Source organism: Bradyrhizobium sp. USDA 10063, assembly GCF_054063735.1.
This window is the reverse complement of record NZ_JBSSGP010000002.1, coordinates 2,390,300-2,413,807: the sequence shown is the minus strand read 5'-3', so window position 1 is coordinate 2,413,807 and position 23,508 is coordinate 2,390,300. Positions and strand designations below refer to the sequence as shown.

Sequence of the window (23,508 nt, the reverse complement as noted above, 5' to 3'; positions counted from 1 at the left end):
CGTTCCAACGCGCCCCCGCTGTAGCAACAACACCGTCACGGCTTCGCGATGAATATTCTCGATCCGCAAGGTCCGATCGCTGCTGCCGAGAAGACGATTCTGATCGACTCGATCGGGATCATGCTGGCGATCGTCCTGCCGACGATCGCGGCAATCTTTGCCTTTGCCTTCTGGTTTCGCGAGTCCAATCCGCGGGCGACCTATCAACCTCATTGGGCGTATTCCGGTCGCCTCGAGCTCGTCGTGTGGTCGATCCCAACGCTGACGATCATCCTGCTCGGCGGCGTCGCATGGATCGGATCGCATCAACTGGATCCTGCCCGGCCGATTGATGGGACTGGCGCGCCGGTCCGCATCCAGGTCGTGTCGCTCGATTGGAAGTGGCTCTTCATCTATCCGGACCAGGGGATCGCGACGGTCAACACGCTGACGGTGCCTGTTGGTTCTCCCCTTGATCTTGAATTGACCTCCGGCAGCGTGATGAATGCGTTCTTTATCCCGCAGCTTGGCAGCATGATCTACACGATGAACGGCATGGTGACGCGGTTGAAGCTGCGTGCCGACAATCAGGGCACCCTTCAGGGCCTGTCATCTCATTTCAGCGGGGATGGCTTTCCCGACATGAAGTTCGATGTCCAGGTCGTACCGCAGCTCGAGTTTCCTGATTGGGTTGCGCGCACGGCCCGGACCGATCGTATCTTGAACGCGGAGAGCTATAGAAGGCTCGCCCAGCAATCGGTCGAGACCGTGACATCGACCTATCGGCTCGAGGATCCGCGGCTGTTCCACGCCATCGTGACCCAGCAGATACCCCCGGGCCCGGGGCCGAAGCTGACGTCAGAAAGCGCGCAGTCGTATATCGGAGGCCAAGATGTTCGGTAAGCTGAATTGGTCCGCCATTCCGATCGATCAGCCGATTCCGATGGTCGCCTCGGGCGTGGTCGCGCTCGTCATCCTCGGCGTCCTCGCCTGGGTCGTCCTTGCCGGCCATCTTCCATATCTATGGCGCGAATGGATCACCAGCGTCGACCACAAGCGGATCGGTGTCATGTACACCTTGCTGGCCATGGTCATGCTGCTGCGTGGATTTTCCGATGCGCTGATGATGCGATCGCAGCAGGCGGTTGCCTTCCAGTCGCAAGGCTATCTGCCGCCGGAGCACTACAACCAGATCTTCTCCGCGCACGGCACCATCATGATTTTCTTCGTGGCTATGCCGTTCGTGATCGGGTTGATGAACCTGGTGGTGCCGCTGCAACTCGGCGTGCGCGACGTCGCGTTTCCGACCCTGAATTCCGTGGGCTTCTGGCTCACGGCAACAGGGGCGCTGCTGGTCAACATCTCGCTCGTAATCGGCGAGTTCGCGCGCACCGGGTGGCTGCCTTATCCGCCGCTGTCGGAACTCACTTATTCGCCGGGTGTCGGCGTCGACTATTATCTCTGGTCGCTCCAGATCTCCGGCGTGGGCACATTGGTTGCCGGCATCAATCTCGTCACCACCGTCCTGAAGCTGCGCACCAGGGGCATGACATATTTGCGCATGCCGATGTTCTGCTGGACCACACTAGCCTCAAATCTCCTGATCGTGGCGGCGTTTCCGATCCTGACAGCAACGCTGGCGATGCTGATCCTCGATCGCTATTTCGGCTTCCATTTCTTCACCAATGAGGCCGGCGGCAACGTGATGATGTTCATGAACCTGATCTGGGCGTGGGGGCATCCGGAGGTCTACATCCTCGTGTTGCCTGCGTTCGGAATCTTCTCGGAAGTGGTCTCGACGTTTTCGGGCAAGCCGCTGTTTGGCTATCGGTCGATGGTGCTCGCCACCATGGCGATCTGCGTCATCTCCTTCATGGTGTGGCTGCACCATTTCTTCACCATGGGCGCCGGTCCCTACGTCAACGCAATCTTCGGGATCGCCAGCATGATCATCGCGGTGCCGACCGGTGTGAAGATCTACAATTGGCTGTTCACGATGTATGGCGGGCGGGTCCGCTTCAACACGCCGATGCTGTGGGCGATCGGCTTCATGGTGACGTTCATCCTCGGTGGCCTCACTGGCGTGCTGGTCGCCGTGCCGCCGGCGGACTTCCTGCTTCACAACAGCCTGTTCCTGGTCGCGCACTTTCACAATGTGATCATCGGCGGTGTGCTGTTCGGCGCTTTCGCCGGCTATGCCTACTGGTTTCCGAAGGCGTTCGGCTTCCGCCTGCATGAGGGCCTCGGCAAGGCGGCGTTCTGGTGCTGGCTGATCGGGTTCTACGTCGCCTTCATGCCGCTCTATGCGGTCGGCTTTCTCGGCATGACGCGGCGAATGCAACATTACGACGTCCCGGAATGGCGCCCATGGCTCCTGATCGCGGCGGCCGGCGCCGTCATCATCCTGATCGGAATCATCTTCCAGATCATGCAGCTCGTCGTCAGCGTTCGGCATCGCGAGGAGCTGCGCGACCGCACTGGTGATCCCTGGGACGGTCGCTCGCTGGAATGGGCAACCGCGTCGCCGCCGCCGGTGTTCAACTTCGCGATTCCACCTGACGTGACCGGGGAGGATGCCTACTGGTCGCTGAAGGCGCATGCCAAGCGGCAGGACCTCGAGAAGCGCGAGCCGGACTACAGGGACATCGAGATGCCGCGCAATTCGCCGACCGGCTTCGTGTGCGCCTTCTTCGCGACCATCATGGGCTTTGCGCTGATCTGGCACATCTGGTGGATGGTCGCGGCCGGCGCGATCGGCGCCTTTGCCACCTTCGTCGCATTCGCATGGCGTGACCATGACGAATACGTCATCCCGGCGAAGGAGGTAGCGCGCATCGATCGCGCCAATATCGAAGAGCGGCGCGCCCTGACCAGCCTGGCGGGGGCGTAAGCCATGGCGGACACCACGATGGCATATGCCCATGCCGATCCGCATCGTCTGCGCGGCATCCCGCATGCCGCAGTCGCGCATGAGGGGCCGGCGCCGAAGCGGATCGTCACCGGTTTCGGCTTCTGGATATTCCTCCTCAGCGACATCGTCATGTTCTCGTGCTTCTTCGCGGCCTATGCGGTCCTGCTTGACCAGACCGCAGGGGGACCGAAGGGGTCCGAACTGTTCGATCTCAGAAGGGTCGCCATCGAGACCGTCTTCCTGTTGCTGTCGAGCTTCACCTGCGGGCTCGCCAACATCGCGGCCGACGTCCGAAACAAGCTCTGGTTCCAGGTGGGCATGGCAGCGACTTGCGTTCTCGGCCTGGCTTTCCTGTACCTTGAGGGGCGCGAGTTTGCGGACCTGGTCGCACGCGGCGCGGGGCCGACACGCAGCGCATTTCTGACCGCCTTCTTCAGCCTGGTTGGCTGCCACGGCCTGCACGTTTCCGCCGGTATCCTCTGGCTGCTCACGATGATGGCGCAGGTGTTTGCAAAGGGCTTTCGCGCCGACATTGGGCGGCGGATCATGTGCTTTGCGCTGTTCTGGCACGCGCTCGACATCATCTGGGTCGCGGTTTTTTCGGTGGTGTATCTGCTCGGGAGCAAGCCATGAGCGATCAGGTTTCGGAACAGCACCGCATCGATCTCGCCCCGGGCGACGAAGGCGACGGCGGCGTCGGCCTGCGCGTACTGGGCTATGTCACCGGCCTCGGCCTTGCGCTCCTGCTGACGGCGACCTCGTTCTTTGTTGCCGGCACTGACCTCGTCTGGCAGCCGAGCATTCCTGTCGCCATCATCGTGCTGGCGATCGCCCAGATGGGCGTGCATCTCGTCTTCTTCCTTCACATCACGACCGGACCAGACAACACGAATAACGTGATGGCGCTCGCCTTCGGCGTGCTCATCGTTTTCCTGGTGATCGGCGGCTCGCTATGGATCATGGCGAACCTCAATCAGAACATGATGCCGATGGACCAGATCATGCAGATGCAGCGCTAGCGCCGCACGCTTCCATAGGACGCCAGTCAGGGTCGTGCGCCGACCGCGGATTTATGGTCCTGCCGCTTGGACCACGACGCGTAATAGGCGACACAGGTCATGCCGAGGATGCCGGCGGCGCTGACGAGCACCTGCATCGCAAGTGACTTGGGGCCCGTGATCAGAACCAGATGCCCGGCAAATGAAAGAAAGATGCCGGAGCAGAACACCGCCAGCCACTGTTCGCCGCATTTGATGAGGGGCTGCAAGGCCTGCAATTGAAGTCCATACCAGTCACGAGGTACCAGCATGGTGAAAAAGAACGCCATCGCCAGCAGGTGCAGCACCCGATAGGGAGCAAGGTTCTCCTTGTCGTTGGGCGGAAAGGCGTCGAGCACCGAATTGGGTATTATTTCAGCGAGCGCCGGCGATTTCCCGGCCGACATGACCGTTAGGGCGAGGAGCAAATAGATCAAAGCGGTGGCACGCAAGGCCGGAAGCTTCTGCATCGCGCGGATCACATGCGCGTCTTCTGCGCCACCGACCGCGAACCAGGCGCCCAGCGCGAATAGCAACTGCCAGCAGAAGGGATTGAGATACCAGCGTCCTTCCGGAAAGGCGGTCAGGTTCCAATCGAAGTGACGCGCCAATAGATAGAGCGCGACGGACCCAATCATGGTCAGGCGTGGCCAGCGCATCATGCCGAACAACACGGCGGGCAGGAACGCCATGAGGACGATGAAGAGCTGCAATACGTCCAGATTGAGCGGCTTGGCCTGCAGCAGCAGGCCACGGATGATCACGCGAATCGGATGTTCGATGAAGTCGGTGATGTTGAACTCGGTGAAGAGATCGGGCGCGGCGGACTCGGCCGCGACATATCCGATCAGGTCGACATAGACGACGAACAGCACCACATAGGCTGCGTAAAGCTGCCATACCCGCTTGAAGATGCGGGTCGCTCCCACGACGAAGCCGCGTTCCACAATGATCTTCCCGTACATGATCGCGGCGGCATAGCCGATGACAAATACAAAGAGCTCGGTCGCGCCGCTGAATCCAAAGTTCCGCAACGTCAACGCACTCACGGCGTTGTGCGGAATATGATCCAGGAACAGGGACCAATTCGCGATGCCGAGCAGAAGGAAGATGCGTAGATCGCCGTCGCGCGCCGCGATCTCGGCCTTCACACATGGATTCATTGAGAGCAAGACTTCATAAGTTCGGAGCAGCGAATCGCGAAATCCATCGCGCCCCGCCGCCGCTCCGAATAAACGTTGCGTCGAGAATATTTAATCCGCGATTGATGAATTAAAGCTGCGGACGATCACGTTTTCGAAATAGGAATGTGATTCACCGCGATTCACGCGAGCGGCCAATCAGGCTTGCTCGTGCTTGCGCAGATCGCGGCGATGGTCCAAGGCGCTCGCCTGCAGGTCGACTTCATCAGCGCTGATGTCGGGGAGGGCAGCCTCGGTGAGAATATCAGCCGTCACGTCCTCGACAGCGGAATCGGAGATTTCGTGGATGAAGCTGATGTTCCGGTATTCGCCCGATGCAATCCGCGCGATGACTTCGCGCCGTGTGATTTCGGGATCAACGATGGCCTCGCGGCCGCGGCGGCCGTAATCGATCATCACGACGAAATACTGCATGTCGGCCAAACCGGCCACCTCTCTCGCAGGCAACGACGGGCGCATAATTTCCGAAAATCAGAAATTAGTCAAGTATAATTTCTGAAAATCAGAAATCGAGCTATTTCTCCGGCGCCCGAGAATCCTGCCCCTTGGCGGCTTTGCGGGACCGTGCGGCCGCCTTGCTGCGCAGCCCGCTCGATCTGGCCTCTCGGCAGGGTCACGCAGATCTCGCCGATCCATTCGAGCTTTACCCCGTTGATCGGCTTGGCGTTAAAGCTCGTCAGGTTGACCAGCGTCGGCGACTTTCCGCGCTCGATCGTCTTCAGATAGCGCTCGCCTGTCTTCAAGCGAACGGCTGCCTCCTCGCCATAGAAGCTCGAGAGGGGGTGTCGCTGTTCGCGATAGACGACAATGATGTCGCCATTCTCGTATTTCGGCAGCATCGAATCGCCCGATACCTCGAATGCAATGGTTTCTTCCGCGATCGGGAAGGGCAACTCGACTTCGCCGAGCCCTTCCGGAGGCACTTGCTCATACTCCGGCTCGATCGAGGCGCCGGCGCCGACGCGACCCATGATCGGCACCGAGTTGAGTTCGAGATATTCCATGATCGGTGCAATTTCGGACGCTTTGATCTGGCGTATCCCGGACAGGATTTCCGAAACGGCGCCGGGGCGAACACCCATTGCCTGCGCGAGCCCACCCTTGGTCTTGCCCGGCTTCCGCAGTCCCCGCTCGATCAGTCTGGCGTCCAGCATGGCACGTCCCTCCCTCGAATCCGCGGGAAAGCATAGCAATTCGGATAATCAGAAATCAAGCTTGACTTTGATTTCGGAATATCAGAAATTGGCGGTGAGGCGTCGGGCGCCGAAGGGAAGGATAAGAATCAACAATGGAAGTGACAGGCTGGGCGCCCGAACATTCGGACGCGCTGCGGGAATACTTTGCCCAAAGCATGAGCTTTGCGAAGATCGCCAAGGCGATCAACGCCAGATTCAACACCGACTATACGAGAAGCGCTGCAATCGGCCGCGCCAGGCGGCTCGGTCTGACGATGCCGGACGGTTCGCCGCCAGCACCGCCGCGGCTGACGCCAGTGCCGCAACTGAACAGGTCGGCCGAGCCCCGCGAACCAAGATCGATCGAATTCCATTGGCGGATGCCCGTATTCGAGAAGGCGCCGCCGGTCGAGCTGCGCTGTGTCGAGATAGAGCCGCGTCACCTTTCGCTGGTGGAGCTTGAACACGGAGATTGCCGATACCCCTATGGCGGTGACAGCGACGGCGAACCCATCACCTTCTGCGGTCATCGGAGGCGGCCCGGCTCAAGCTACTGCACGCCTCATTTCCACTTGAGCCGCAACCCAGAGCTCGAGACCGAGACATCACCGAGCATCGCACCGCTGCGCCAGGGCGAGCCGGCATAGCCAGGTACGCGCTCTCCACTCCATCCACCTAGCAAACGATACGTCTCGCCATCGGCGAGATGGTCCCGATCGAATTCTGCCTTGAAGGAGCCAAGCCATGCCGCGCGCCAAACGCAAGAAACCATATCATCCCGCAAGAGCGCATGACCGCCGCGCACAGGAGTTGCCCTACAACGCCGAAGTCGCCAGCGTTGAGGTCGACGATCCCCTTGCGCTCGAGCCCGGGGACAAAATCGTCGCGCTGCGCTCGATCCGCAACGATCCGCTCGGACGCTTGCATTCGCATCATCAGATCGATGACGTGCAGCTTCGAGCTGGCCGCGAGTTCCAAAGTGATTGGGAGAGGGCCGAACGCGGACCGCGAGCGGTCGACACCACCAGGGAATATGTCGATGGCGGCACGCGGCGCGAGCCGATCACCGAGGCCCAGCGCAGGGCGGTATCGCGGCTCAACCGGATCGAGCGCGAGCTCGGCGCCGACGGTTCGGCACTGGTGCACGAGGTCCTGATCCTCGGCATGACCATGGAGCAGGTCGGCGAACGGAGGGGACTGCGAACGCAGCGCTGGAGCGATTACTTTGCGCGTCGCTTCAAGGAATGTCTCGATCGGCTGGCGCTGATCTACGGCTTTGCGACGCCGCATCCTGTTCCCGTCAAAAGCCTCCAGCGCTGAAGCGGAGCGGCTGCACCACGTCATAGGCGGCTTTAGTCAATGGCACCGCATAGTCCACCGCAAGGGCGCCGAACGGGGAGGCCCAAGTCAGGCCCATGCCGACCGAGGAGCGCACGATGTTTTTATTTGCGACTTGCAGCGCGGTGCCGCCGACGCTGCTCGGGCCGGTATAGCGGAACACACTTCCGGCATCGACGAAGGCCGATACCTTGAGGCCGTATTCATCGGGCACGCCGGGGATTCCGCTCTGCAGTTCCGCGGTCGTCGCCCAATAGGCGCTGCCGCCGACATTATCCATCGTGGTGCCGGGCGTCAGATCGCGTGGACCGAAGCCATTGGTGGCAAACCCCCGAACCATGGTCGGGCCGCCGAAAAAGCTGTTCATCAGCGGCACCTGCTGGCCGCCCCAGCCGCTGAGGTAGCCGCCTTGGGCGCGGACCATGCCGACGAGATCGCTCGTGAGTGACTGGTAATAGCGCGCGTCTTCGTTGGTGCGCAGGAACTTCACGTCGCCGCCGAGGCCGGCCAGATCCTGGCTGAGCTGCGACCTGAATCCGCTGGTAGGGCTCTTGTTGTTGTCAAGCGTGCTGTAGGTCGAGGTGGAACCAATGGCGGAGACCCACGCCGGTCCATTAGCAGCAGCCTGCTGGACTGCAAGCGAAGGCACCAAGCCGGAGCTGGTCGAGCCGAGCGAGATGTCCTGGTTGTAGATCGAGTAGCGCCATTGCACGCCGAGTTGCTCGGTGATCGGCGTGCCGAATTGCAGCGTCGAGCCATAGGTCGTGCTGTTGTAGGACTGGTAGCTGTTCACCTCGCTCTGCCGGCCGAACAGCTCGATCCCCGCCGACACCTTGGTGCCAACGAAATAGGGCTCCGATGCCGCGAGGTCGATGCCGCGGGCATATTGGCCATAGCTCACAGAGGCCTGAACGTTCTTTCCGCCCCCATAGAAATTGCGATCGCCTACCTTGACCTCGACCAGCGCGCCATCAGTGCTCGAGTAGCCGCCCGAGATGTTGAACTCGCCGGTCCCCTGGTCCACGGTCTCGACATCGAGCACGACGCGATCGGGCGTCGAACCGGGTCGATTGGTGATTTTGACGGTCTTGAAGTAGTTCAAGTTCTTCAACCGCCGCTCCGCGCGATCGATCAGCGTCTTGTTATAGGGATCGCCCTCGGCGATGTCGAACTCGCGCCGGATCACGTAGTCGCGGGTGTGGGTGTTGCCATGGATCTCGATACGCTCGACATACGTGCGCGGGCCCTGGTCGATCACAAACGCGACATCGATCCGCCGGGCGGCGTCATCGCGGGTGATGCGCGGCACAGCCTGGGCAAAGGGATAGCCGAGCTTGGCCATCTCGACGGCGAGGAGTTCGGTGCTGTTGTCCAGCGCATTGCCGTCAAATACCGCGCCTGCGCGGGCGGGTGGGACATCACGCAGCTTCTGCGGATCAAGCCCGGGAATGTTGCAGGCGACGCTGATATCGCCGAAGTGATAGAGTGGACCTTCATCGATCGCGAAGGTGACGACAAATCCCTTGGCGACTGGATCGTATTCGGCCGTTGCTGAGCCAACGGTGGCATCGGCGTAGCCCTTGCTGCGATAGTAAAGGCGCAATTGCTCCTGATCCTGCGCGATCCGGTCGGGATCGTAGACGTCGCCGCCGGTCAGAAAACTGAGCATGTTGGTGGCCGACGTCTTGATCACGGCGTTGAGCTGGCGTGCGCCGAAGGCCCGATTGCCGACAAAATTGATCTGGCGGACAGGCGTCTTCGCGCCCTCCTTAATCATATAAACGAGATCGACACGGCCATTGCCGCGGTTGATGATCTCGGGCGCCACACGGACGTCGTCGCGTCCGACATGGCGGTAGGCTTCGATGATGCGGCCCGCGTCCGCCTGTACCGTTGAGCGCTGCAGGCTGCCGCGCGGCTTGGATTCGATCGCTGCGGCCAGATCGGCATCCGCTATCTTCCTGTTGCCTTCAAAGGCGACACGATCGAGGATTGGTGCTTCGGTCACATGCACGGTCAGGCGATCGCCGGCATGCTCGATCGAGACCTTCTCGAACAGGCCGGTTGCGACCAGCGCCTTCAGGGCTTCATTGCGCGCGGCTTCATCGAGCCGGCCGCCTGGCCCTGGGTGGAAGTAGGAGCGTACGGTATCGGCCTCAACCCTGCGATTGCCGTCGACGATAATCAGCGCAGTTGGCGCAGGAACGCTCTCGGCGGCAAGTGGTGCGACGCCGTTCAACAGGGCTGCAGCGGCGACAAGCGACAAGCCGATCACGCGCGGCTTTGACGGCCGCCGATACTGCGTGATGCGCTCAAGCTTCACTTCCCTTGCGGTCTCCCATTGACCGGCGACATCGAATTGCGGGCGCCGGGCAAAACGATGTCGTACCTGAGGTCAGTTGCAGGCTGGAATTGGCCACGCGCCATAATTTGAGCGTGCTTATTTAACCGGCGCTTCTCAGAATTGTCGCAATGGCGGCATCAAGCTTTGCGCCAAAAAGTCCGAGATGTTGGTGCGGTAATGCATCAACGCTCGTCAGGAGTGCCGGATGCGTTACGCAGTTCTCGTCGTAAGCTCCCTGTTGCTGATGCAATCGGCGCATGCGGAGAAGACGCCGGACATCGACCCGCGCGCCTCGCTCGCCGTCGTCCAGCAGTGGATCTACAATTATCGCGCCAAGCCGGATTATGCCCATGTGCCCGCCGCAGTGCGCATTCTCTTCCATTCGCAAAGCTTCAAGGAGCCGGAAAATGCCGGCATCTATCTCGGCTTCATCGCCGGCGCGATCGGCTCCAGCCCGGAAAAGGCTGAACAACTGATTGCGAGCTTCTTCCCCGTTGCGCCGGAAGACGAATGGGTGATCGTGCGTGCCGTTGCCTATTCCGGGCTGGCTGACTGGCGGAATATTCTGCGCAGGCTCGCGCCGCGAATGCCCGGGCGCAGGGTGATGATCGACAGTTACCTTTCCGGCGGGCTGCCGACCCTCAACGACATTCCGCTCGAGGAGGCGACACCGGGGATGATGGACAAGCTGCGCGGCGCGTTCACACGCAATCCGTTTGCCAAGGAGGAGAAGAAGCTGAACACGAAGCTGACCTTTGCCACCAATCAGGATCTCCTGGACACGCTGTGGGGATATTATTTCGCAACCGGCTCTCATGTTCCGATCCAGCGCATCATCGAAATGCTGCCGTGGAGCAGGAGCCGCGATACCGTCGACAAGCTCACCGTCGGGAGCATGGCGCGCTATACGCTGGCGAGCTATGCGATCCGCGACGCCAGCCTGCGCGAATTCCTGCGTAACGAACTGGCGCGGCAGAAGCCGCCGATCAAGGCGCCGCTCGCGGAGGTCGTCGACGCCGCCGATACGGTGCAGATTACGGCGCTGCGCAAGGATGCTCTTGCCGCCGTCGACGAACTCAAGGCCAAAGGTTCCGATAGCCGGCGCAATCTGGACTTCTGGGGCCAAGTGGGCGTCGGCGCGCTCTCGCTGGGGTGCGTCTCGGCCGCGGCGCTCGGGCAGGTCGCGGTCGGCATCCCCTGCGTGATCGGCGGCTCGGCCTCGCAGGGACTGTTGCAGTTCTGGGAGAAGCAGCAGTAAAGCTCGATCGGATGCTCTTTCTTGCGGCGGAATATCGCTGATCTGAGCCGGTAGCCATGTCAGCCTGATATCCCGCCCTGCAAAATCCGGGTTTGGCCTAGCCTTGATGCTTCCGTTAGAAAGTCGTGGCGTCGCCTTTAGCGGCAACGGTGGGCGTTTGCCCATTAACTGACAACAAGAGGAAGCGCTGAGCCATGACCGCTGGACCACAATTGCCCGAGCGCACGCCGCGCGCAAAGGGCGAACCGACCGCCCTCGATGGTCTGCTGGTTATTGATTTCACTCGTGTGGTCGCCGGTCCCGCCTGTACGCAGACGCTTGCCGACTTCGGCGCCGAGGTGATCAAGATCGAAAATCCTGATGGTGGCGATGACACGCGTGCCTATGAGCATGCGGAAATCGGCGGCGAGAGCGCGGCCTATCTCAGCCTCAACCGCAACAAGCGGGGTATTGCGCTCGATTTCACCAATCCCGCCGCGCTGGAGGTGGTGCGCGAACTCATCGCCAAGGCGGATGTCGTGGTGGAGAATTTTTCCGGCGGCGTGATGAAGAAGTTCGGCCTCGACTATGCTTCGGTCGCGTCGAGCAATCCGCGGCTGATCTATTGCTCGATCTCGGCCTATGGCCGCAGAGGCGAGTTTGCCCTGCGGCCGGGATTCGATCCGATCACGCAGGCCGAAAGCGGCTTCATGTCGCTGAACGGTTTTCCAGATGGCGAGCCGGTAAGGACCGGGCCGCCGATCGTCGACATGGCAACCGGCATGTCGGCCTGCAATGCGATCCTGCTTGCATTGCTGGCACGCGACCGGCTTGGGCGCGGCCAGCATGTCGAAGTCGCGCTGATCGACATGGCGGTGGCCATGACCGGATTTTACGGCATGGCCTATCTGATCAACGGCCAGAATCCCGGCCGCTTCGGCAATTCGCCGAACGGCTCGCCGACGGTCGGCCTCTACCAGGCCGCCGATGGTCCGCTCTACATGGCCTGCGCCAATGACCGGCTCTACCGACGCCTCGTCACCGAAGTGTTCGACCGGCCGGATCTCATCACCCATCCCGATTTCGCGCACCGCAAGAACCGGACCGCAAACAAAGAGAAGCTGCGCGCGATCATTGCCGGCATCTTTGCCGCCGACCGGCTCGAAAACTGGATGGCGAAGATGAAGAAGGCCAATATTCCCGTTGGCTATCTGCGTACGGTCGAGCAGGGGTTCAATGCGCCGGAAGTGCGCGACCGTGATCGCCTCAGCAAGATTCCGCACCCGACCGCGGGCTTCGTTCCCAATATCGAGACGCCGATCGGAATGAGCGTTACGCCAACCGTCGATCCAGTTGCGGCGCCGCTGCTTGGCCAGCACACCAGGGACGTGCTGCGCGACACGCTGGGCTATGACGACCGCCGGCTCGCGGCGCTCGCGGAAGCTGGTGCGTTCGGGAAGACTGGGAATGCGGACTGAGCGGTCCGTCGTTTGGCGGATCGGCCTCGGTACGATCCGCCAAAGATCTCAGTTCTTGAACCGGTCGCGGCTTTCGCGAACCAGCCAGGTTACTTCTTCAGTTCGGCTTGCTGCGGAGATTGTTGTTCGCAACCTCGTCCGCTTCCTTGTGCTCGGCTCGATCGATCTCGAGGCGCGCCATCCGGAGTATCAAGGTGGCCGTGGTCAGACCGAGGCGTTCGGCCTCCTGCGCTGCGGTTTCAACCTTCTTCGCCAAGCCGTCGCGTTTGCCTGGATATGCCATAAATTTTTCCCTTCCTAGTATGTGGATCAACAATCCCAGTTGTGTTGCGATCTGCAGTAGATGCCTCGGAGATCCATCGAGCGAAACGATCAGTTCCTCGCCAGATTGGCAGGTGGCTGGGTCGCGATGGCATAGACCGCACCGCCTTCCAGCGCTTCCGATTGGTGGACCGTGCCGGCCGGGAGGAAGATGGTATCGCCGGCGCTGACGATGCGCTGGCCGCCATCCCAGGTGAAATTCAGCCTGCCGCTGATGATCATCAGGATCTCGTCGACCGGATGGGTGTGGAAGCTGTGGACCTTGCCCGCAGCGTCATGCTGCAATTCGATCGAGCCCTGCGCCGGAAGCAGGTTGAGGATTGCCGGATCGATCGCGAATTCGGTCCTCTGACCTGTAACGATCTTGGTCATGCCGCTTGCTCCGTGTTGGTGGTGTGAGCCGACTTGTTCTGCGCGAGCTTCGCGAAGGGACAGCCCGCTACGGAATGGTTGTCGTCCTGCAGGAAATATTGCTGGTACTCGCGCCCATCGGTCGCGCCGTAGCGTCCGAGCAGCGGCGAGGGACTTGTGCTGTCGTAGGGAACGAGCCGCTTGCGCACTTCGGCAAATGCCGCATTGGCCGCCTTTTCCGTTCCGAGGATCTTTTCGAACACCCATCGCGGCTGGAAGGTAAGCATGAACGCGCTGGAGCGTCGGCTCTGGCGCATCACGTGCGCAGGCGTGGTGCACACCACGAAGATCGGTTCGCCGGCGAAGGAGAATTCCCACATCGGGTCGTCCAACTGTTCGGGGATGTTGGCTGGCCAGGGAGACTTGTCCAGCCGCGCAAGCTGGTCGAGCGTCGACCACATCTTGCGATAATAGGCATCGATCGTTTGTACCGGACGCGGCCTCGTGAACATGATCAATGAAGTATTGGGGCCGAACGAACGAGCCTGCGAAACGTAATGCGCTAACTGTTCTCCGAGCACTTCGACGTCATATGGATCGAGGAACAGGTAGCGGAGTTGGTCCTGGCGATAACCGGCTACGCCGAACACGCAAGGGAACGGTCTCGCATCGCTGCTCATCTGGGCCTCGAACTCGGCGAACATCACGCTTTGCCAGGTGCTCACCGCAAATTTCGACGCGACTTCTTCTCGTCTCAAGAACAAACGCTCCATAACTGCCCCTATACGGTTAACGCCACTACTGAACTATCAGTTTGCTTCTCATCAACAGCGGTCCGGCAATCCCGGGCAGCGACATGAGCAGCAGAATTGCGATCAAGGTGCCGTAGCCGGCGTCACCAATCGCGGCTGCACCGTGCGCGGTATCGGTTCCGGCGAACTGGCTCGCGACAAGCATGGCAAACCCGATGATCGGTTGCGCGATGCCGGCAAAGATCCCGGCTGCTGTCGTGTTCACGGATGCGCCGACACCAATGAGATCGGCGGTATAGAGCCGCTTGGTGCATTTGAGCACGAGGGGGACCGTCCCGCCGGCGACCAGGCCGAGCGTGGTGAACACCACGGTGACGTAGACAAGGCCGAATGCCTTCGCGATCGGGGGCAGCAGCATCGCGACGAGGACCATACGCAGTATGCAAATCCGGATCAGCGCGGCGTCGAGTGCCGCCGTGCGGTCAGCCGCGTGACCGAGAAAGATGGAGCCGACGGCGTTGCCGATCATGAAGGCAAGTAGCGGCGTTCCGGCGGCGGTCGGCGAGATGTTGAAGAAATGCGCCACCATCGGAATGCCCCACACCCCCGACAATGTCGTCACCACCGCGAAGTGGGACGCAAACGTCATGGCGCATCCCCAATTGGCGACATGCGACAATGATTGCCGCGCGGCGCCGATGACGCTCTTCAGCGTCTTGTTGCTGGACGACACCGGATTTGGCTTCAGCGCGAACTTGGCGGCAACGAGATTGGCGAGGCCGATAGCGGCGATGAACAGAAAGCAGGCGCGCCATCCGAAGCCCGTCACGGCGGCCGCAAGCGGCGTCGTCGCGATCACGCCGCCGACATAGCCCGACACCTGTGAGATGCCCGACATGATGCCGAACCGCTCGTCCGAGAAGTTCTGCGCGACCAATTTCAGCAGCGCGGTGAACACCAGGGCATCGCCGCAGGCGACGATCAGGCGCGCGGCGAAGACATCAAGCAGGTTCGGCGCCAGCGCGAAGGCGGCACTGCCCAGCGAGGAAGCGACCATGCTGGCGAGCACCACGCGCTTGACGCCGTAACGGTCGACCAGAAGGCCGGCCGGAATCTGCATCAGCGTGTAGCCCCAGAAGTAGCCGGAGGCGAGCATCGCGACGCCGGCAGCGTCGGTGCCGAAGTCATGCATCAGGCTCAGATTGACCGATTGCGGCGAAACGCGCTGCAGGAAGGCAATGGCGTAAGCGACAGCTACCGTCGCCCAGGCCAAATAGGCTCGGTCACCGAGCCGCGAGGCCGTCGGGGCATATGCGGTCTGCTGACCCAGCATCGACATTACACCCTCGCATATCCAACCGAGAACAACGCGTCCGCTGAATCTGGAATCATGCGGGACATCGCCGCATCGACCAGTGATGCGGTGCCACGGTAAGCCTGCCGATGGTGCTTAATGTGGCCGTAGGCGCCACGCATGATCATTTCCGGCACCTCGAGCGGTTTGCCGGGATAGAGCGTTGCGCACATTTCGACGCAGGCTGCCTGCAGTGCGGAATCCTTGATGTTGTCGAGCAGCGAAGGTGTCACTTTCTCGCAGATCTTGGCATTGGCCGCCCAGACGATTGGATTGCGTGTCCGCCATCCGTAGAACAGGCCGCCGATGCCCTTTGCGGCGGAGCCTGCGCGCTTCAGCACTTCCTGGGTGAAGAAGCCGTAGAGACCACGCCCTTGATGGGCGGGAAGCACCTCGGTGCCGCTGCGGTAGACCGCGGGCCCGCATGACATCTGCAGCACGCGATAAACGGAAAATGCCGCTAGTCCCAAGCTGTCAAACACAAAGATGAGGCTGTACTTGCCGTCGAAGGGGGAGGAGGTTGCCGTCCAGTGCGGCTCGGTCGCCTTCCAGTTTACAGCGATGATGCCATTCATGGCGTCCATCAGCGGCTGGCGGTCGGAAGCGGCGATGCTGGACGCATCCGGAAAACTGTAGACTGCATAACCGGTCCAGGGCGAGTTGATCGCCTGGTATTGGCTGCCGAGCTTTCGCACCATGGCAGAACTCCACTGTCGATAGAGAGCTATACAGGTGAGCCTCGAATGGCTTAAAGGACAATATGCCCTCGAAATCTGCCAAATCCCGACGGCCCCCTCCGCGTCCGCAAGCTGCGACGCGGCGCATTGCGATTGTCGCTTTTCCCGGCGTGACGCTGCTCGACATCTCCGGTCCGGCGCAGGTGTTCGCCGAATTGGAGGCGATCGAATTGCCGGGCCCGGGATATTCGCTTTCCTATCTGTCCAGTTCGGGCGGCCTGGTTTCGACCGATGTAGGCATGATGATCGACACGGCTCCGATCAGCAGCGTGCGGCCGCACCAGATCGACACGCTGGTGATCCCGGGTGGTCCCGGCATTTGGGAGATCCGCAACGACGCTCGCTTGATGAAATGGATTTCGCAGGCGCTGCCGCAGGCGCGCCGGATCGCGTCGGTCTGTCTCGGGGCTTTCGCGCTCGCCTGGGCCGGCGTGCTGGACGGCAAGCGTGCTGCGACGCACTGGCGCTATTGCCCACGGCTGCAGGACAGCTTTCCAAATGTTCGCGTCGAGCCCAATGCGATCTTCGTCAAGGACGGGCACGTGTGGTCGTCGGCCGGCGTCAGCGCCGGCATCGACCTGGCGCTCGCCATGATCGAAGAGGATTTCGGCCATACGATTGCGCTCGACGTCGCCCGGCGACTGGTGGTGTTCCTGAAACGGCCGGGTGGTCAGAGCCAGTTCTCGACCGTGCTTGCGGCGCAGGCTTCCGACGTCGAAGGCCGTTTCAGCGCGCTCCACGCCTGGATCATCGAGAACATCGCCAGCGATCTCCGGGTGGAGACGTTGGCGGCGAGAGCCGGCATGACGCCGCGCACCTTCGCCCGCACCTATGCCAGCCGTACCGGCATGACGCCGGCAAGCGGCGTCGAGGCCCTCCGCGTCGAGACTGCGCGGCTGCTGCTGGAGAGCCGGCAGATACGCGGCGTCGTGGAGGTCGCAAAACGCGCCGGCTTCGGTGACGACGAGCGGATGCGCCGCGCCTTCCTGCGGCATCTCGGCGCGTATCGCCGACCGAATACAGAAACCGCTTTTCGGGCGGTTGAGCGCTGGAGTTCTCTACTGTCGGCAGATGGGTCGTCGCAAGCGAATAGCAGCCTTTCGTTCGCGTCCGGGATTTATCCCTTCAAGGCGGTAGCTTTTGCCGCTTATCTGCGGCTAAGGTGCCGGCCAAAACGGGAGAGAAGCCACCATGAATGACGGGACCTCCATCCGGCCGGCACGCAATGTCGAACTCGGGGCCAGCGGCGAAGAATACCAGAACCTGCACGAATTTGTCCGCAAGGCCCGCGCCAGGCTGAACCAGAACGCCTGGGATTACATCGTCGGCGCCGCCGAGACCGAGACTACGCTGCGGCGCAACCGGATGGCGCTGGATGAGATTGCGTTCCGCCCGCGCGTGCTGCGCAACGTCGTTCACGTCGATCCTTCAACGGAGGTGTTCGGGCGCAGATTGCGACTGCCGGTCATGCTCGCGCCGGTCGGCGCGCTCGAAATCTTCGATCCCGCGGCCGGAGCGGCGGTCGCCCGCGGCGCCGGCGCGTTCGGCGCGGCGCATATGCTGAGTTCGGTGTCCGAGCCCGGGCTTGAGAATACCGCGAAGGCCGCACCCGACGCGCTGCGCATTTTCCAGCTCTATGTCCGCGGCGATGATGCCTTCGTGGAGGACGTCGTCAGCCGCAGTGTTGACAACGGCTATTCCGCATTCTGCCTCACCGTCGACACCGCCCATTACAGCCGTCGCGAGCGCGACATTGCCAAGCGGTACGTCCGGGAAAGCCGTATTCGCGCCACCGGCGGCGACTTCCAGAAGGGGCTGGAATGGCGGACGGTGAAGTTGATCAAGGACAAGTTCAAGATACCGCTGGTCATCAAGGGGATCGCCACCGCGGAGGACGCAATCATCGCGCTCGATCACGGCGTCGAATGGATCTATGTCTCCAACCATGGAGGCCGCCAGCTTGATCACGGCCGTGGCGCCATGCACGTCCTGCCGGAGATCGTCGAGGCGGTGCGGGGCCGCGCCAAGATCATGGTCGACGGCTCGTTCTGCCGGGGCACAGATATCGTGAAGGCGATTGCCTTGGGCGCCGATCTTGTCGGCATCGGTCGCCTGCAATGCTGGGCGCTGGCTGCCGACGGCGAGAGGGGTGTCGCCCGGATGCTGGAATTACTGGAAGACGAGGTGATCCGCTGCCTCGGTCTGCTCGGCGTGACCAGCTTCGCCGAACTCGACAAGTCCTACCTGCATCCGGCGACGGCGACCAACCTGCCGGGCGTGTTCAGCGCGTTCCCGTTGTTGGACATTGAGCCGTATCGCTACTAGAGCATGATCTAGTCTCTTTGTTTGAGCACGATCCTTTCGGAAAACCGGTTTCCACTTTTCCGGATCGTGCTCTAGCGGCAGCGATTTCGGATCGGCGGAAGAGGGCGAGGAACGCGAAGGCGCCTGTCGCGTTATCGCAGCTATTGCCGCGCCGCATCCAAGACGCGGGAAACGAGAATGCCGGAGTAGTCGACGCGAATGGCAGACAACCCGTTCGCAGATTTTTCTCTCGAAAGAGCCATTGCGCTCCGTTGGGCGCTGCGGGACATCCAGGCTCGCCGCCTCAAGATGTCGCCTGTCAGCGACGAGGACCTGCGTGTTCTGAGCGAACTCGGTCTGATCGAGCTACAGGATGAGAATCCTGTCCTCACCCACGCGGGCATGGCCGTGCTGAGCGGCTGACTCAAGCTGGCGCCGGCAAGCAATCGTCTAGCGGGCCTGCAGGAAGCTCTCACCGGAATCGCAAGGTGTACAGCGATAGGTCAACACGTCGTAAACCTGATCTCGCGGCTCAATGACGGTGAGCTTCATCTCGGCGCCGCATTTCATGCACGGCATTTCGATGCTGGTCTTGAATCGCGTGCAGGTCGGCGTCGGCCGGAATGTGCGCAGCATTGGATCCCCTCTCCCCCAAGAGACGCAACGCCACTGACCTGTGAGCGAACAGCCCACCGAATCACTGTGCCACATTACAGCCATCATTGGAATCCGGTTCGATACCGGAGCAGATAGTTGCTGCGGTAGAGCGGAAACTTAGCGGCGCCGTGCCACCGCGACGCCGAACAGGAATGCGACGAGCAGGCTCGTTAGCGGCGCTTCGCGGGTTATTGCGCTGATCGTCGAAAGTGTGCCGCCGGGCTGACGCGAAGTCTTGATCGCGTCGCTGAGCCGGTCGATCGCAGCCCGAAGCCCATCGGAAACTTCCGTGATCGTGCGCGATACATCGGTTGCAGTGTCGATTGCGCGTTCGCCAAGGCTGGGCTGCAGCGGGGATTCGGGTGTTTCGAAGTTCACGGCTCGAACCTCACGAAATGTGGCCTGGCAGCGCACGCTACGTCGACAGCGGTCTTCGGCGGCTAGTTGCCCAAACGCGTCAACGGTGAATTTGTTCCGTTTGGGAGGCAGTCCGTTCGGTCTAGTGGGCGGGGAACCTCGGAGCCCGGGAGGATTTGTTCATTAGGCCGGGCGTATTCGATGGAGAAGAGTTCTTTGATTGGAAATCGTTCGAACCGGCACGGCGGGGTGCCGCTCTTGGTAGCGCTGGCGGTAGCGGCAGCCGGCGTGCTCGGCATATTGGTGGTCGATCATGGTCCATGGAGCAAGCCGAGGGTGCAGCCGGCCGAGACGGCCAATTACTCCACAACAGGGGAAGCCGCGCGGGCGGCAGGCGCCACTGTGATGCCGACAGAGCCGAAGCCGCCGATTGAGCCTGTTCCGCCCGGACCGAAGCCCGCGCACCCGGTCAACCCCAGAGTGCCGCAATGAGCCTCGAGGCTGATTTCGTTTTCCGCGGTCACCTGGGACCAGCACGCTTCAGCGGATGCTGACGAACTTGCCCCAAGCGGCCGCGAGAATGGCGACCACCAACACATAATGCGGACTGTCGCAGAACATTCCGCCGTAACGGCAGACGTCGGAGCTGAATGAACCAAGCTGATGATTGCCGGCGGCATAGAGCAGCCCCGACAGGATCGTGAGTACTACAGCAGCGAAATACATCGACGGTCTCCTGCCATACGATCGAATGCCGGCGCTCTGACCGGCGCCGGTTCGCTTGTGCTGATCGGCGAAATGCTCGCGCTTACCGTTGCGTTCTCGCCGCGTCGCTCCAACCAGGGAGCGATGATTGATATCGTCGCAAGGATCGGTTTCATCTTGGCGAAGTTGTTTCTCCGCATTTTGGAGATTTTGTTTACGATCCAGAAGGCGTTTGACGCGTCGGGCAAATCAGGAGCATAAGGACATCGTCGCGGAATTCGTGAATGCCCGCAGCGGAAATAGCCGCTGCGGGCATTTTGTTGTCGACCACCGAGGATGCGCAGCCGGATCGACGGCTTTGTGCCATCTCAACATGGACGTTGACACGTCGGGCAAATCAGGGGCATAAGGACATCATCGCAGACATTGTGAAGCCCGCGCGGAGAAATCCGCGGCGGGCTTTTTCTTTGGATTTTTCGAATCGGACGACGGCCTGCGCGTCACGACGCCACATCTCCATGCCCGACGCCCCGCGCGTCGCAAGCGCGCCGTCGTCCGAACCACTTTCACCGTCGATCAGCCGGCGCGCGCGAACGCGCCGGCCCGCGGCGTGGCGCCAACGTGCCGCCGCCGCATGCGGTCCCCGACAACCCGAGGGGATAAGGTTCGCGCCCAAACGATCGCCGCCTCCGGGCGATCTGCCGCAGCCCAAATACGTCATTGCGCGAAGCGACATGATTTGAAGACGTCAGTTGCTTCATCGCCTCCGCTTCGCAGTGACAGCAGTTGAGAACGAGGCTGACATGACCGCCTATCTCGCCGGCGCTCGCAGACTTGATCGCCATCACGTTATGCGGGACGCTCGAATGAGTGCAGAGATCATCCGATTCATTCGGGCGCCGAACCGCGACTGCGAACAAACCGACTTTCCGACCATCGCTTTCCTTTCGGCGCGGCCGGCCGATGTCGTCATCGACAAGACAGGCGCGCCGCCGGATGAAATCCCCGATCTGCATGAGACTTAAGTGGCAAAAACCTTTCCCGAGATCCGCTCGCTCGCGCGGAGTCATACCAGGACGGCGTTGAACGTCCTGGTGGGCATCATGCGCAGCAAAGATGCAACACCGGCCGCGCGCGTATCCGCCGCCAACGCCATTCTCGACCGCGGCTGGGGCAAGGCCCCGCAGGCGATCGAGAACGGCGGCGACGGCCAGCTAGAACTCGTCCACCGAATAGAGCGCGTCATTGTCCATCCTCAAAATTCCGACCGCGAAAGCATTTGAACCGCTGCTGCAACCCGGCCGATACAAGGGAGCATTCGGGGGCAGGGGCTCGGGAAAATCGCATTTCTTTGGAGAGCTTCTGGTCGAGACCTGCCAGGCTGAGCGTGGCACGCTCGCGGTCTGTATCCGCGAGGCGCAGCGGACGCTGGCGCAATCCTCAAAGCGCCTGATCGAAAGCAAGATTGCCTCGCTCGGCATCGGCAGCGGCTTCAAGCTGTTTGCCGACAAGATTGAGACGCCAGGCGATGGTATCATCATCTTCCGTGGCATGCAGGATCATACGGCGGACTCGATCAAGTCGCTGGAAGGCTTTCGCATCGCCTGGGTTGATGAAGCGCAGTCGCTGACCGCACGCAGCCTCGCGCTGTTGCGCCCGACCATTCGTGCCGAAGGCTCCGAATTGTGGGCGAGCTGGAAGCAGCGTTTCCGCTCGCTGCCATACGACCTGCAAGTCTACATCGCCACTCATGAAGCGCGACGCGAGAAAGCGCTGCGGCGTGCCCAGAATGAGGCCGCCGCCATTAGGCAAAGGCTTGCGGCGAGCCAGCAATCGCAAAACAAGACCGAAGAGGGAAGCAAGTTGGATGAAAGCGACACGAAAACCAGCGCTTGAACAGCGCATCAGCGAATTGCGCAGCGACATCGAGGCGATCATCGACGAGAGGGCGCGCGCGGTCGCCAAGGATACTCCCGGCGTGCCGCTTGGCGTCATCAGAAATCTCCTCACGGCGCGCGCGCCGGCATGTCCCTGCACGCAATATCTCCAGTTGAACCGGGAAGACTGAAGCGACGCGGCGCACAGCGCTTCAGCCGCCCGGCTTCGAGATAACGTTGGAATTGGCCGATGCCTCCAAGGCGCCGGCTGAGTTACTCGCATGACGGCGACCACGACAGTCGCCTTTTTCAAGGACAAACCAAATGACACTTTATCGGTGGTCGCAAAACGCGGCCGCGGACGCGACGGCTGATTCCTCGATCAACTGGCAGGAAGGCCAGGCGCCCTCGAGCATCAACGATTCCGCCCGCGCGATGATGGCTGCCACTGCGAAATTCCGCGACGACATCTCCGGCGCAATTGCGACCGGCGGCACGTCAACCGCCTACACCGTCGCGAGCTACCAGGTTTTCGACAGCCTGTCCCACCTCAACGGCCAGATGATCGCCTTCACCCCGCACGCGACGAATGGTGCGACCGTTACACTCAATGTGGACAGCCTAGGCGCCAAGCCGCTTCGATCGGCCCCTGGCGTTGAGTTGCCTGCCGGCGTCCTCGTGCAGGGTACGCCGTATGTCGCTCTCTACAACAACAGCGACCAGGTATTTTATCTGCATGGATTCTTTAGCAATCCCTACGCCATTCCAATTGGTGCCAGCATCGATTTTTGGGGCACCACGGCGCCAAACAGCTCCTTCGTGCTGATGTACGGACAGGCGATCAGCAGAACAACCTATGCAACACTGTTCAGCCTGCTTGGCACGACCCATGGCGCGGGAGACGGCAGCACGACGTTCAATATCCCGGATATTCGCGGACGTGTCGTTGCCGGCAAGGATGATATGGGCGGGAGTCCCGCCGGTAGACTGACCAACTCCCACTTTGGCGCAGGCGCTACATTAGGGGCCGTTGGCGGTGGCGAATCACTCATACTCTCTGCCAGCCAGATTCCAACGATTACGTCTGCAGGAAGTAACAACATCACGGTGGGCACCGCCGGGACATTCAATAATACATCGGCCCTTATCCAGGGCTTTACGAGCGGCGCTCCAATTTCGGCGCGCTTCAGCGATGGCAGCACCATCGGACTATCGGCCTCTGGCACGAACTCCATCAGCGTAACATCAAACAACACAGGCGGCGCGGCTCATCGCACCGTTCAGCCGACAATTATCGCCAACAAGTTGTTGCGTATTATCTGAAAAAGGCGAGCGGCCCCGTCCATCCGGGCGCTATTTCCCGAAGACCGGTATTGATCGCTACATAAGCCG

Annotated in this window: 27 protein-coding genes and 3 pseudogenes; 18 read left to right on the top strand and 12 right to left on the bottom strand. The window is 61.4% G+C overall.

Annotated elements, in window-relative coordinates:
• The first annotated feature begins 48 nt into the window (after positions 1–48).
• From cyoA to cyoD, 4 genes are read left to right on the top strand one after another with little or no spacing between them, the layout of a single operon-like run.
• A complete protein-coding gene (gene cyoA, locus ACVJGD_RS13895) occupies positions 49–882 on the top strand; it encodes a ubiquinol oxidase subunit II (RefSeq protein WP_456634865.1) in 834 nt (277 codons plus the stop codon).
• Entirely contained in the window at positions 872–2,869 is a 1,998-nt protein-coding gene (gene cyoB, locus ACVJGD_RS13890) for a cytochrome o ubiquinol oxidase subunit I (protein WP_456634864.1), read from the top strand. Before cyoA ends, cyoB begins: the two co-directional genes overlap by 11 nt.
• Positions 2,870–2,872: 3 nt before the next feature.
• Positions 2,873–3,523: a cytochrome (ubi)quinol oxidase subunit III gene (locus ACVJGD_RS13885; protein ID WP_456634863.1), complete on the top strand. Its 651-nt coding sequence runs from the start codon at positions 2,873–2,875 to the stop codon at positions 3,521–3,523.
• Positions 3,520–3,909, top strand: a complete 390-nt coding sequence (gene cyoD / locus ACVJGD_RS13880) for a cytochrome o ubiquinol oxidase subunit IV (protein ID WP_456634862.1) — start codon at positions 3,520–3,522, stop codon at positions 3,907–3,909. Before ACVJGD_RS13885 ends, cyoD begins: the two co-directional genes overlap by 4 nt.
• Positions 3,910–3,935: 26 nt before the next feature.
• Here the strand turns inward: cyoD and ACVJGD_RS13875 are convergent, their stop codons facing one another.
• From ACVJGD_RS13875 to ACVJGD_RS13865, 3 genes and pseudogenes are all read right to left on the bottom strand, one after another.
• A complete protein-coding gene (locus tag ACVJGD_RS13875) occupies positions 3,936–5,090 on the bottom strand; it encodes an OpgC domain-containing protein (protein ID WP_456634861.1) in 1,155 nt (384 codons plus the stop codon).
• 177 nt (positions 5,091–5,267) lie between these two features.
• A complete protein-coding gene (locus ACVJGD_RS13870; protein WP_456640252.1) occupies positions 5,268–5,543 on the bottom strand; it encodes a hypothetical protein in 276 nt (91 codons plus the stop codon).
• Between the two features lie 100 nt (positions 5,544–5,643).
• A pseudogene (locus ACVJGD_RS13865) lies at positions 5,644–6,283 on the bottom strand (S24 family peptidase).
• Between the two features lie 134 nt (positions 6,284–6,417).
• Here ACVJGD_RS13865 and ACVJGD_RS13860 point away from each other — a divergent pair.
• Entirely contained in the window at positions 6,418–6,951 is a 534-nt protein-coding gene (locus ACVJGD_RS13860; RefSeq protein ID WP_456634860.1) for a GcrA family cell cycle regulator, read from the top strand.
• 97 nt (positions 6,952–7,048) lie between these two features.
• On the top strand, positions 7,049–7,624 hold the full coding sequence (locus ACVJGD_RS13855; protein ID WP_456634859.1) for a DUF6456 domain-containing protein: 576 nt from the start codon (positions 7,049–7,051) through the stop codon (positions 7,622–7,624).
• Here ACVJGD_RS13855 and bamA read toward each other — a convergent pair.
• A complete protein-coding gene (gene bamA / locus ACVJGD_RS13850; RefSeq protein ID WP_456634858.1) occupies positions 7,605–9,965 on the bottom strand; it encodes an outer membrane protein assembly factor BamA in 2,361 nt (786 codons plus the stop codon). The two genes, ACVJGD_RS13855 and bamA, sit on opposite strands and share 20 nt — an antisense overlap.
• A 226-nt stretch (positions 9,966–10,191) precedes the next feature.
• Between bamA and ACVJGD_RS13845 the strand changes: the two genes are divergently transcribed.
• Both ACVJGD_RS13845 and ACVJGD_RS13840 read left to right on the top strand, forming a co-directional pair.
• Entirely contained in the window at positions 10,192–11,244 is a 1,053-nt protein-coding gene (locus ACVJGD_RS13845; RefSeq protein WP_456634857.1) for a hypothetical protein, read from the top strand.
• A gap of 194 nt (positions 11,245–11,438) precedes the next feature.
• On the top strand, positions 11,439–12,701 hold the full coding sequence (locus ACVJGD_RS13840) for a CaiB/BaiF CoA transferase family protein (RefSeq protein WP_456634856.1): 1,263 nt from the start codon (positions 11,439–11,441) through the stop codon (positions 12,699–12,701).
• A 97-nt stretch (positions 12,702–12,798) separates the two neighbouring features.
• Here the strand turns inward: ACVJGD_RS13840 and ACVJGD_RS13835 are convergent, their stop codons facing one another.
• From ACVJGD_RS13835 to ACVJGD_RS13815, 5 genes are all read right to left on the bottom strand, one after another.
• Positions 12,799–12,984, bottom strand: a complete 186-nt coding sequence (locus ACVJGD_RS13835) for a hypothetical protein (RefSeq protein ID WP_456634855.1) — start codon at positions 12,982–12,984, stop codon at positions 12,799–12,801.
• Between the two features lie 89 nt (positions 12,985–13,073).
• On the bottom strand, positions 13,074–13,394 hold the full coding sequence (locus ACVJGD_RS13830) for a cupin domain-containing protein (RefSeq protein WP_456634854.1): 321 nt from the start codon (positions 13,392–13,394) through the stop codon (positions 13,074–13,076).
• Positions 13,391–14,098: a YqcI/YcgG family protein gene (locus ACVJGD_RS13825; RefSeq protein WP_456634853.1), complete on the bottom strand. Its 708-nt coding sequence runs from the start codon at positions 14,096–14,098 to the stop codon at positions 13,391–13,393. Before ACVJGD_RS13825 ends, ACVJGD_RS13830 begins: the two co-directional genes overlap by 4 nt.
• Before the next feature lie 73 nt (positions 14,099–14,171).
• Positions 14,172–15,464 (bottom strand): MFS transporter, encoded by a 1,293-nt coding sequence (locus tag ACVJGD_RS13820; protein ID WP_456634852.1) that lies wholly within the window; start codon positions 15,462–15,464, stop codon positions 14,172–14,174.
• Positions 15,464–16,177, bottom strand: coding sequence for a hypothetical protein (locus tag ACVJGD_RS13815; protein ID WP_456634851.1), 714 nt, complete (start codon positions 16,175–16,177; stop codon positions 15,464–15,466). The genes ACVJGD_RS13820 and ACVJGD_RS13815 overlap by 1 nt, the downstream gene beginning before the upstream one ends.
• Positions 16,178–16,239: 62 nt before the next feature.
• Here ACVJGD_RS13815 and ACVJGD_RS13810 point away from each other — a divergent pair.
• The 3 genes and pseudogenes from ACVJGD_RS13810 (at position 16,240) to ACVJGD_RS13800 (ending at position 18,943) form a co-directional block, all read left to right on the top strand.
• Positions 16,240–17,261 (top strand): annotated as a pseudogene (locus ACVJGD_RS13810) (GlxA family transcriptional regulator).
• Positions 17,262–17,407: 146 nt separating this feature from the next.
• Positions 17,408–18,541 (top strand): alpha-hydroxy acid oxidase, encoded by a 1,134-nt coding sequence (locus ACVJGD_RS13805; protein ID WP_456634850.1) that lies wholly within the window; start codon positions 17,408–17,410, stop codon positions 18,539–18,541.
• A gap of 198 nt (positions 18,542–18,739) precedes the next feature.
• Positions 18,740–18,943, top strand: coding sequence for a hypothetical protein (locus tag ACVJGD_RS13800; RefSeq protein ID WP_456634849.1), 204 nt, complete (start codon positions 18,740–18,742; stop codon positions 18,941–18,943).
• Positions 18,944–18,970: 27 nt separating this feature from the next.
• Here ACVJGD_RS13800 and ACVJGD_RS13795 read toward each other — a convergent pair whose 3' ends face one another.
• Both ACVJGD_RS13795 and ACVJGD_RS13790 read right to left on the bottom strand, forming a co-directional pair.
• On the bottom strand, positions 18,971–19,156 hold the full coding sequence (locus tag ACVJGD_RS13795) for a hypothetical protein (protein ID WP_456634848.1): 186 nt from the start codon (positions 19,154–19,156) through the stop codon (positions 18,971–18,973).
• 138 nt (positions 19,157–19,294) lie between these two features.
• A complete protein-coding gene (locus tag ACVJGD_RS13790) occupies positions 19,295–19,555 on the bottom strand; it encodes a hypothetical protein (protein ID WP_225703428.1) in 261 nt (86 codons plus the stop codon).
• 195 nt (positions 19,556–19,750) lie between these two features.
• Here ACVJGD_RS13790 and ACVJGD_RS13785 point away from each other — a divergent pair, with 195 nt between their 5' ends.
• Positions 19,751–20,026, top strand: coding sequence for a hypothetical protein (locus ACVJGD_RS13785; protein WP_456634847.1), 276 nt, complete (start codon positions 19,751–19,753; stop codon positions 20,024–20,026).
• 48 nt (positions 20,027–20,074) lie between these two features.
• On the opposite strand, the gene ACVJGD_RS13780 is transcribed toward ACVJGD_RS13785, so the two are convergent.
• A complete protein-coding gene (locus ACVJGD_RS13780) occupies positions 20,075–20,260 on the bottom strand; it encodes a hypothetical protein (protein ID WP_456634846.1) in 186 nt (61 codons plus the stop codon).
• Between the two features lie 72 nt (positions 20,261–20,332).
• On the opposite strand from ACVJGD_RS13780, the gene ACVJGD_RS13775 reads away from it, so the two are divergent.
• From ACVJGD_RS13775 to ACVJGD_RS13750, 6 genes and pseudogenes are all read left to right on the top strand, one after another.
• Positions 20,333–20,500, top strand: coding sequence for a hypothetical protein (locus ACVJGD_RS13775; RefSeq protein ID WP_456634845.1), 168 nt, complete (start codon positions 20,333–20,335; stop codon positions 20,498–20,500).
• A 605-nt stretch (positions 20,501–21,105) separates the two neighbouring features.
• A complete protein-coding gene (locus tag ACVJGD_RS13770) occupies positions 21,106–21,264 on the top strand; it encodes a hypothetical protein (protein WP_456634844.1) in 159 nt (52 codons plus the stop codon).
• The gene (locus ACVJGD_RS13765; RefSeq protein ID WP_456634843.1) at positions 21,265–21,522 is read left to right on the top strand and encodes a hypothetical protein; all 258 of its coding nucleotides are present in this window, start codon (positions 21,265–21,267) and stop codon (positions 21,520–21,522) included. It abuts the gene before it with no gap.
• Positions 21,485–21,955: pseudogene (locus ACVJGD_RS13760) on the top strand (phage terminase large subunit); the annotation flags it as partial. The gene ACVJGD_RS13765 and the pseudogene ACVJGD_RS13760, both read left to right, overlap by 38 nt.
• Positions 21,956–22,106: 151 nt before the next feature.
• On the top strand, positions 22,107–22,307 hold the full coding sequence (locus ACVJGD_RS13755) for a hypothetical protein (RefSeq protein ID WP_456634842.1): 201 nt from the start codon (positions 22,107–22,109) through the stop codon (positions 22,305–22,307).
• Between the two features lie 133 nt (positions 22,308–22,440).
• On the top strand, positions 22,441–23,439 hold the full coding sequence (locus ACVJGD_RS13750; RefSeq protein ID WP_456634841.1) for a phage tail protein: 999 nt from the start codon (positions 22,441–22,443) through the stop codon (positions 23,437–23,439).
• The last annotated feature ends 69 nt before the right edge of the window (positions 23,440–23,508 follow it).

Excerpts from the sequence above, each read along its gene's own strand:
- cyoA (WP_456634865.1), top strand. The coding sequence starts at position 49 with ATGAATATTCTCGATCCGCAAGGTCCGATCGCTGCTGCCGAGAAGACG.
- cyoB (WP_456634864.1), top strand. The coding sequence starts at position 872 with ATGTTCGGTAAGCTGAATTGGTCCGCCATTCCGATCGATCAGCCGATT.
- ACVJGD_RS13885 (WP_456634863.1), top strand. The coding sequence starts at position 2,873 with ATGGCGGACACCACGATGGCATATGCCCATGCCGATCCGCATCGTCTG.
- cyoD (WP_456634862.1), top strand. The coding sequence starts at position 3,520 with ATGAGCGATCAGGTTTCGGAACAGCACCGCATCGATCTCGCCCCGGGC.
- ACVJGD_RS13875 (WP_456634861.1), bottom strand. The coding sequence starts at position 5,090 with ATGAATCCATGTGTGAAGGCCGAGATCGCGGCGCGCGACGGCGATCTA.
- ACVJGD_RS13870 (WP_456640252.1), bottom strand. The coding sequence starts at position 5,543 with ATGCAGTATTTCGTCGTGATGATCGATTACGGCCGCCGCGGCCGCGAG.
- ACVJGD_RS13860 (WP_456634860.1), top strand. The coding sequence starts at position 6,418 with ATGGAAGTGACAGGCTGGGCGCCCGAACATTCGGACGCGCTGCGGGAA.
- ACVJGD_RS13855 (WP_456634859.1), top strand. The coding sequence starts at position 7,049 with ATGCCGCGCGCCAAACGCAAGAAACCATATCATCCCGCAAGAGCGCAT.
- ACVJGD_RS13845 (WP_456634857.1), top strand. The coding sequence starts at position 10,192 with ATGCGTTACGCAGTTCTCGTCGTAAGCTCCCTGTTGCTGATGCAATCG.
- ACVJGD_RS13840 (WP_456634856.1), top strand. The coding sequence starts at position 11,439 with ATGACCGCTGGACCACAATTGCCCGAGCGCACGCCGCGCGCAAAGGGC.
- ACVJGD_RS13835 (WP_456634855.1), bottom strand. The coding sequence starts at position 12,984 with ATGGCATATCCAGGCAAACGCGACGGCTTGGCGAAGAAGGTTGAAACC.
- ACVJGD_RS13830 (WP_456634854.1), bottom strand. The coding sequence starts at position 13,394 with ATGACCAAGATCGTTACAGGTCAGAGGACCGAATTCGCGATCGATCCG.
- ACVJGD_RS13820 (WP_456634852.1), bottom strand. The coding sequence starts at position 15,464 with ATGTCGATGCTGGGTCAGCAGACCGCATATGCCCCGACGGCCTCGCGG.
- ACVJGD_RS13815 (WP_456634851.1), bottom strand. The coding sequence starts at position 16,177 with ATGGTGCGAAAGCTCGGCAGCCAATACCAGGCGATCAACTCGCCCTGG.
- ACVJGD_RS13805 (WP_456634850.1), top strand. The coding sequence starts at position 17,408 with ATGAATGACGGGACCTCCATCCGGCCGGCACGCAATGTCGAACTCGGG.
- ACVJGD_RS13800 (WP_456634849.1), top strand. The coding sequence starts at position 18,740 with ATGGCAGACAACCCGTTCGCAGATTTTTCTCTCGAAAGAGCCATTGCG.
- ACVJGD_RS13795 (WP_456634848.1), bottom strand. The coding sequence starts at position 19,156 with ATGCTGCGCACATTCCGGCCGACGCCGACCTGCACGCGATTCAAGACC.
- ACVJGD_RS13780 (WP_456634846.1), bottom strand. The coding sequence starts at position 20,260 with ATGTATTTCGCTGCTGTAGTACTCACGATCCTGTCGGGGCTGCTCTAT.
- ACVJGD_RS13775 (WP_456634845.1), top strand. The coding sequence starts at position 20,333 with ATGCTCGCGCTTACCGTTGCGTTCTCGCCGCGTCGCTCCAACCAGGGA.
- ACVJGD_RS13770 (WP_456634844.1), top strand. The coding sequence starts at position 21,106 with ATGAGTGCAGAGATCATCCGATTCATTCGGGCGCCGAACCGCGACTGC.
- ACVJGD_RS13755 (WP_456634842.1), top strand. The coding sequence starts at position 22,107 with ATGAAAGCGACACGAAAACCAGCGCTTGAACAGCGCATCAGCGAATTG.
- ACVJGD_RS13750 (WP_456634841.1), top strand. The coding sequence starts at position 22,441 with ATGACACTTTATCGGTGGTCGCAAAACGCGGCCGCGGACGCGACGGCT.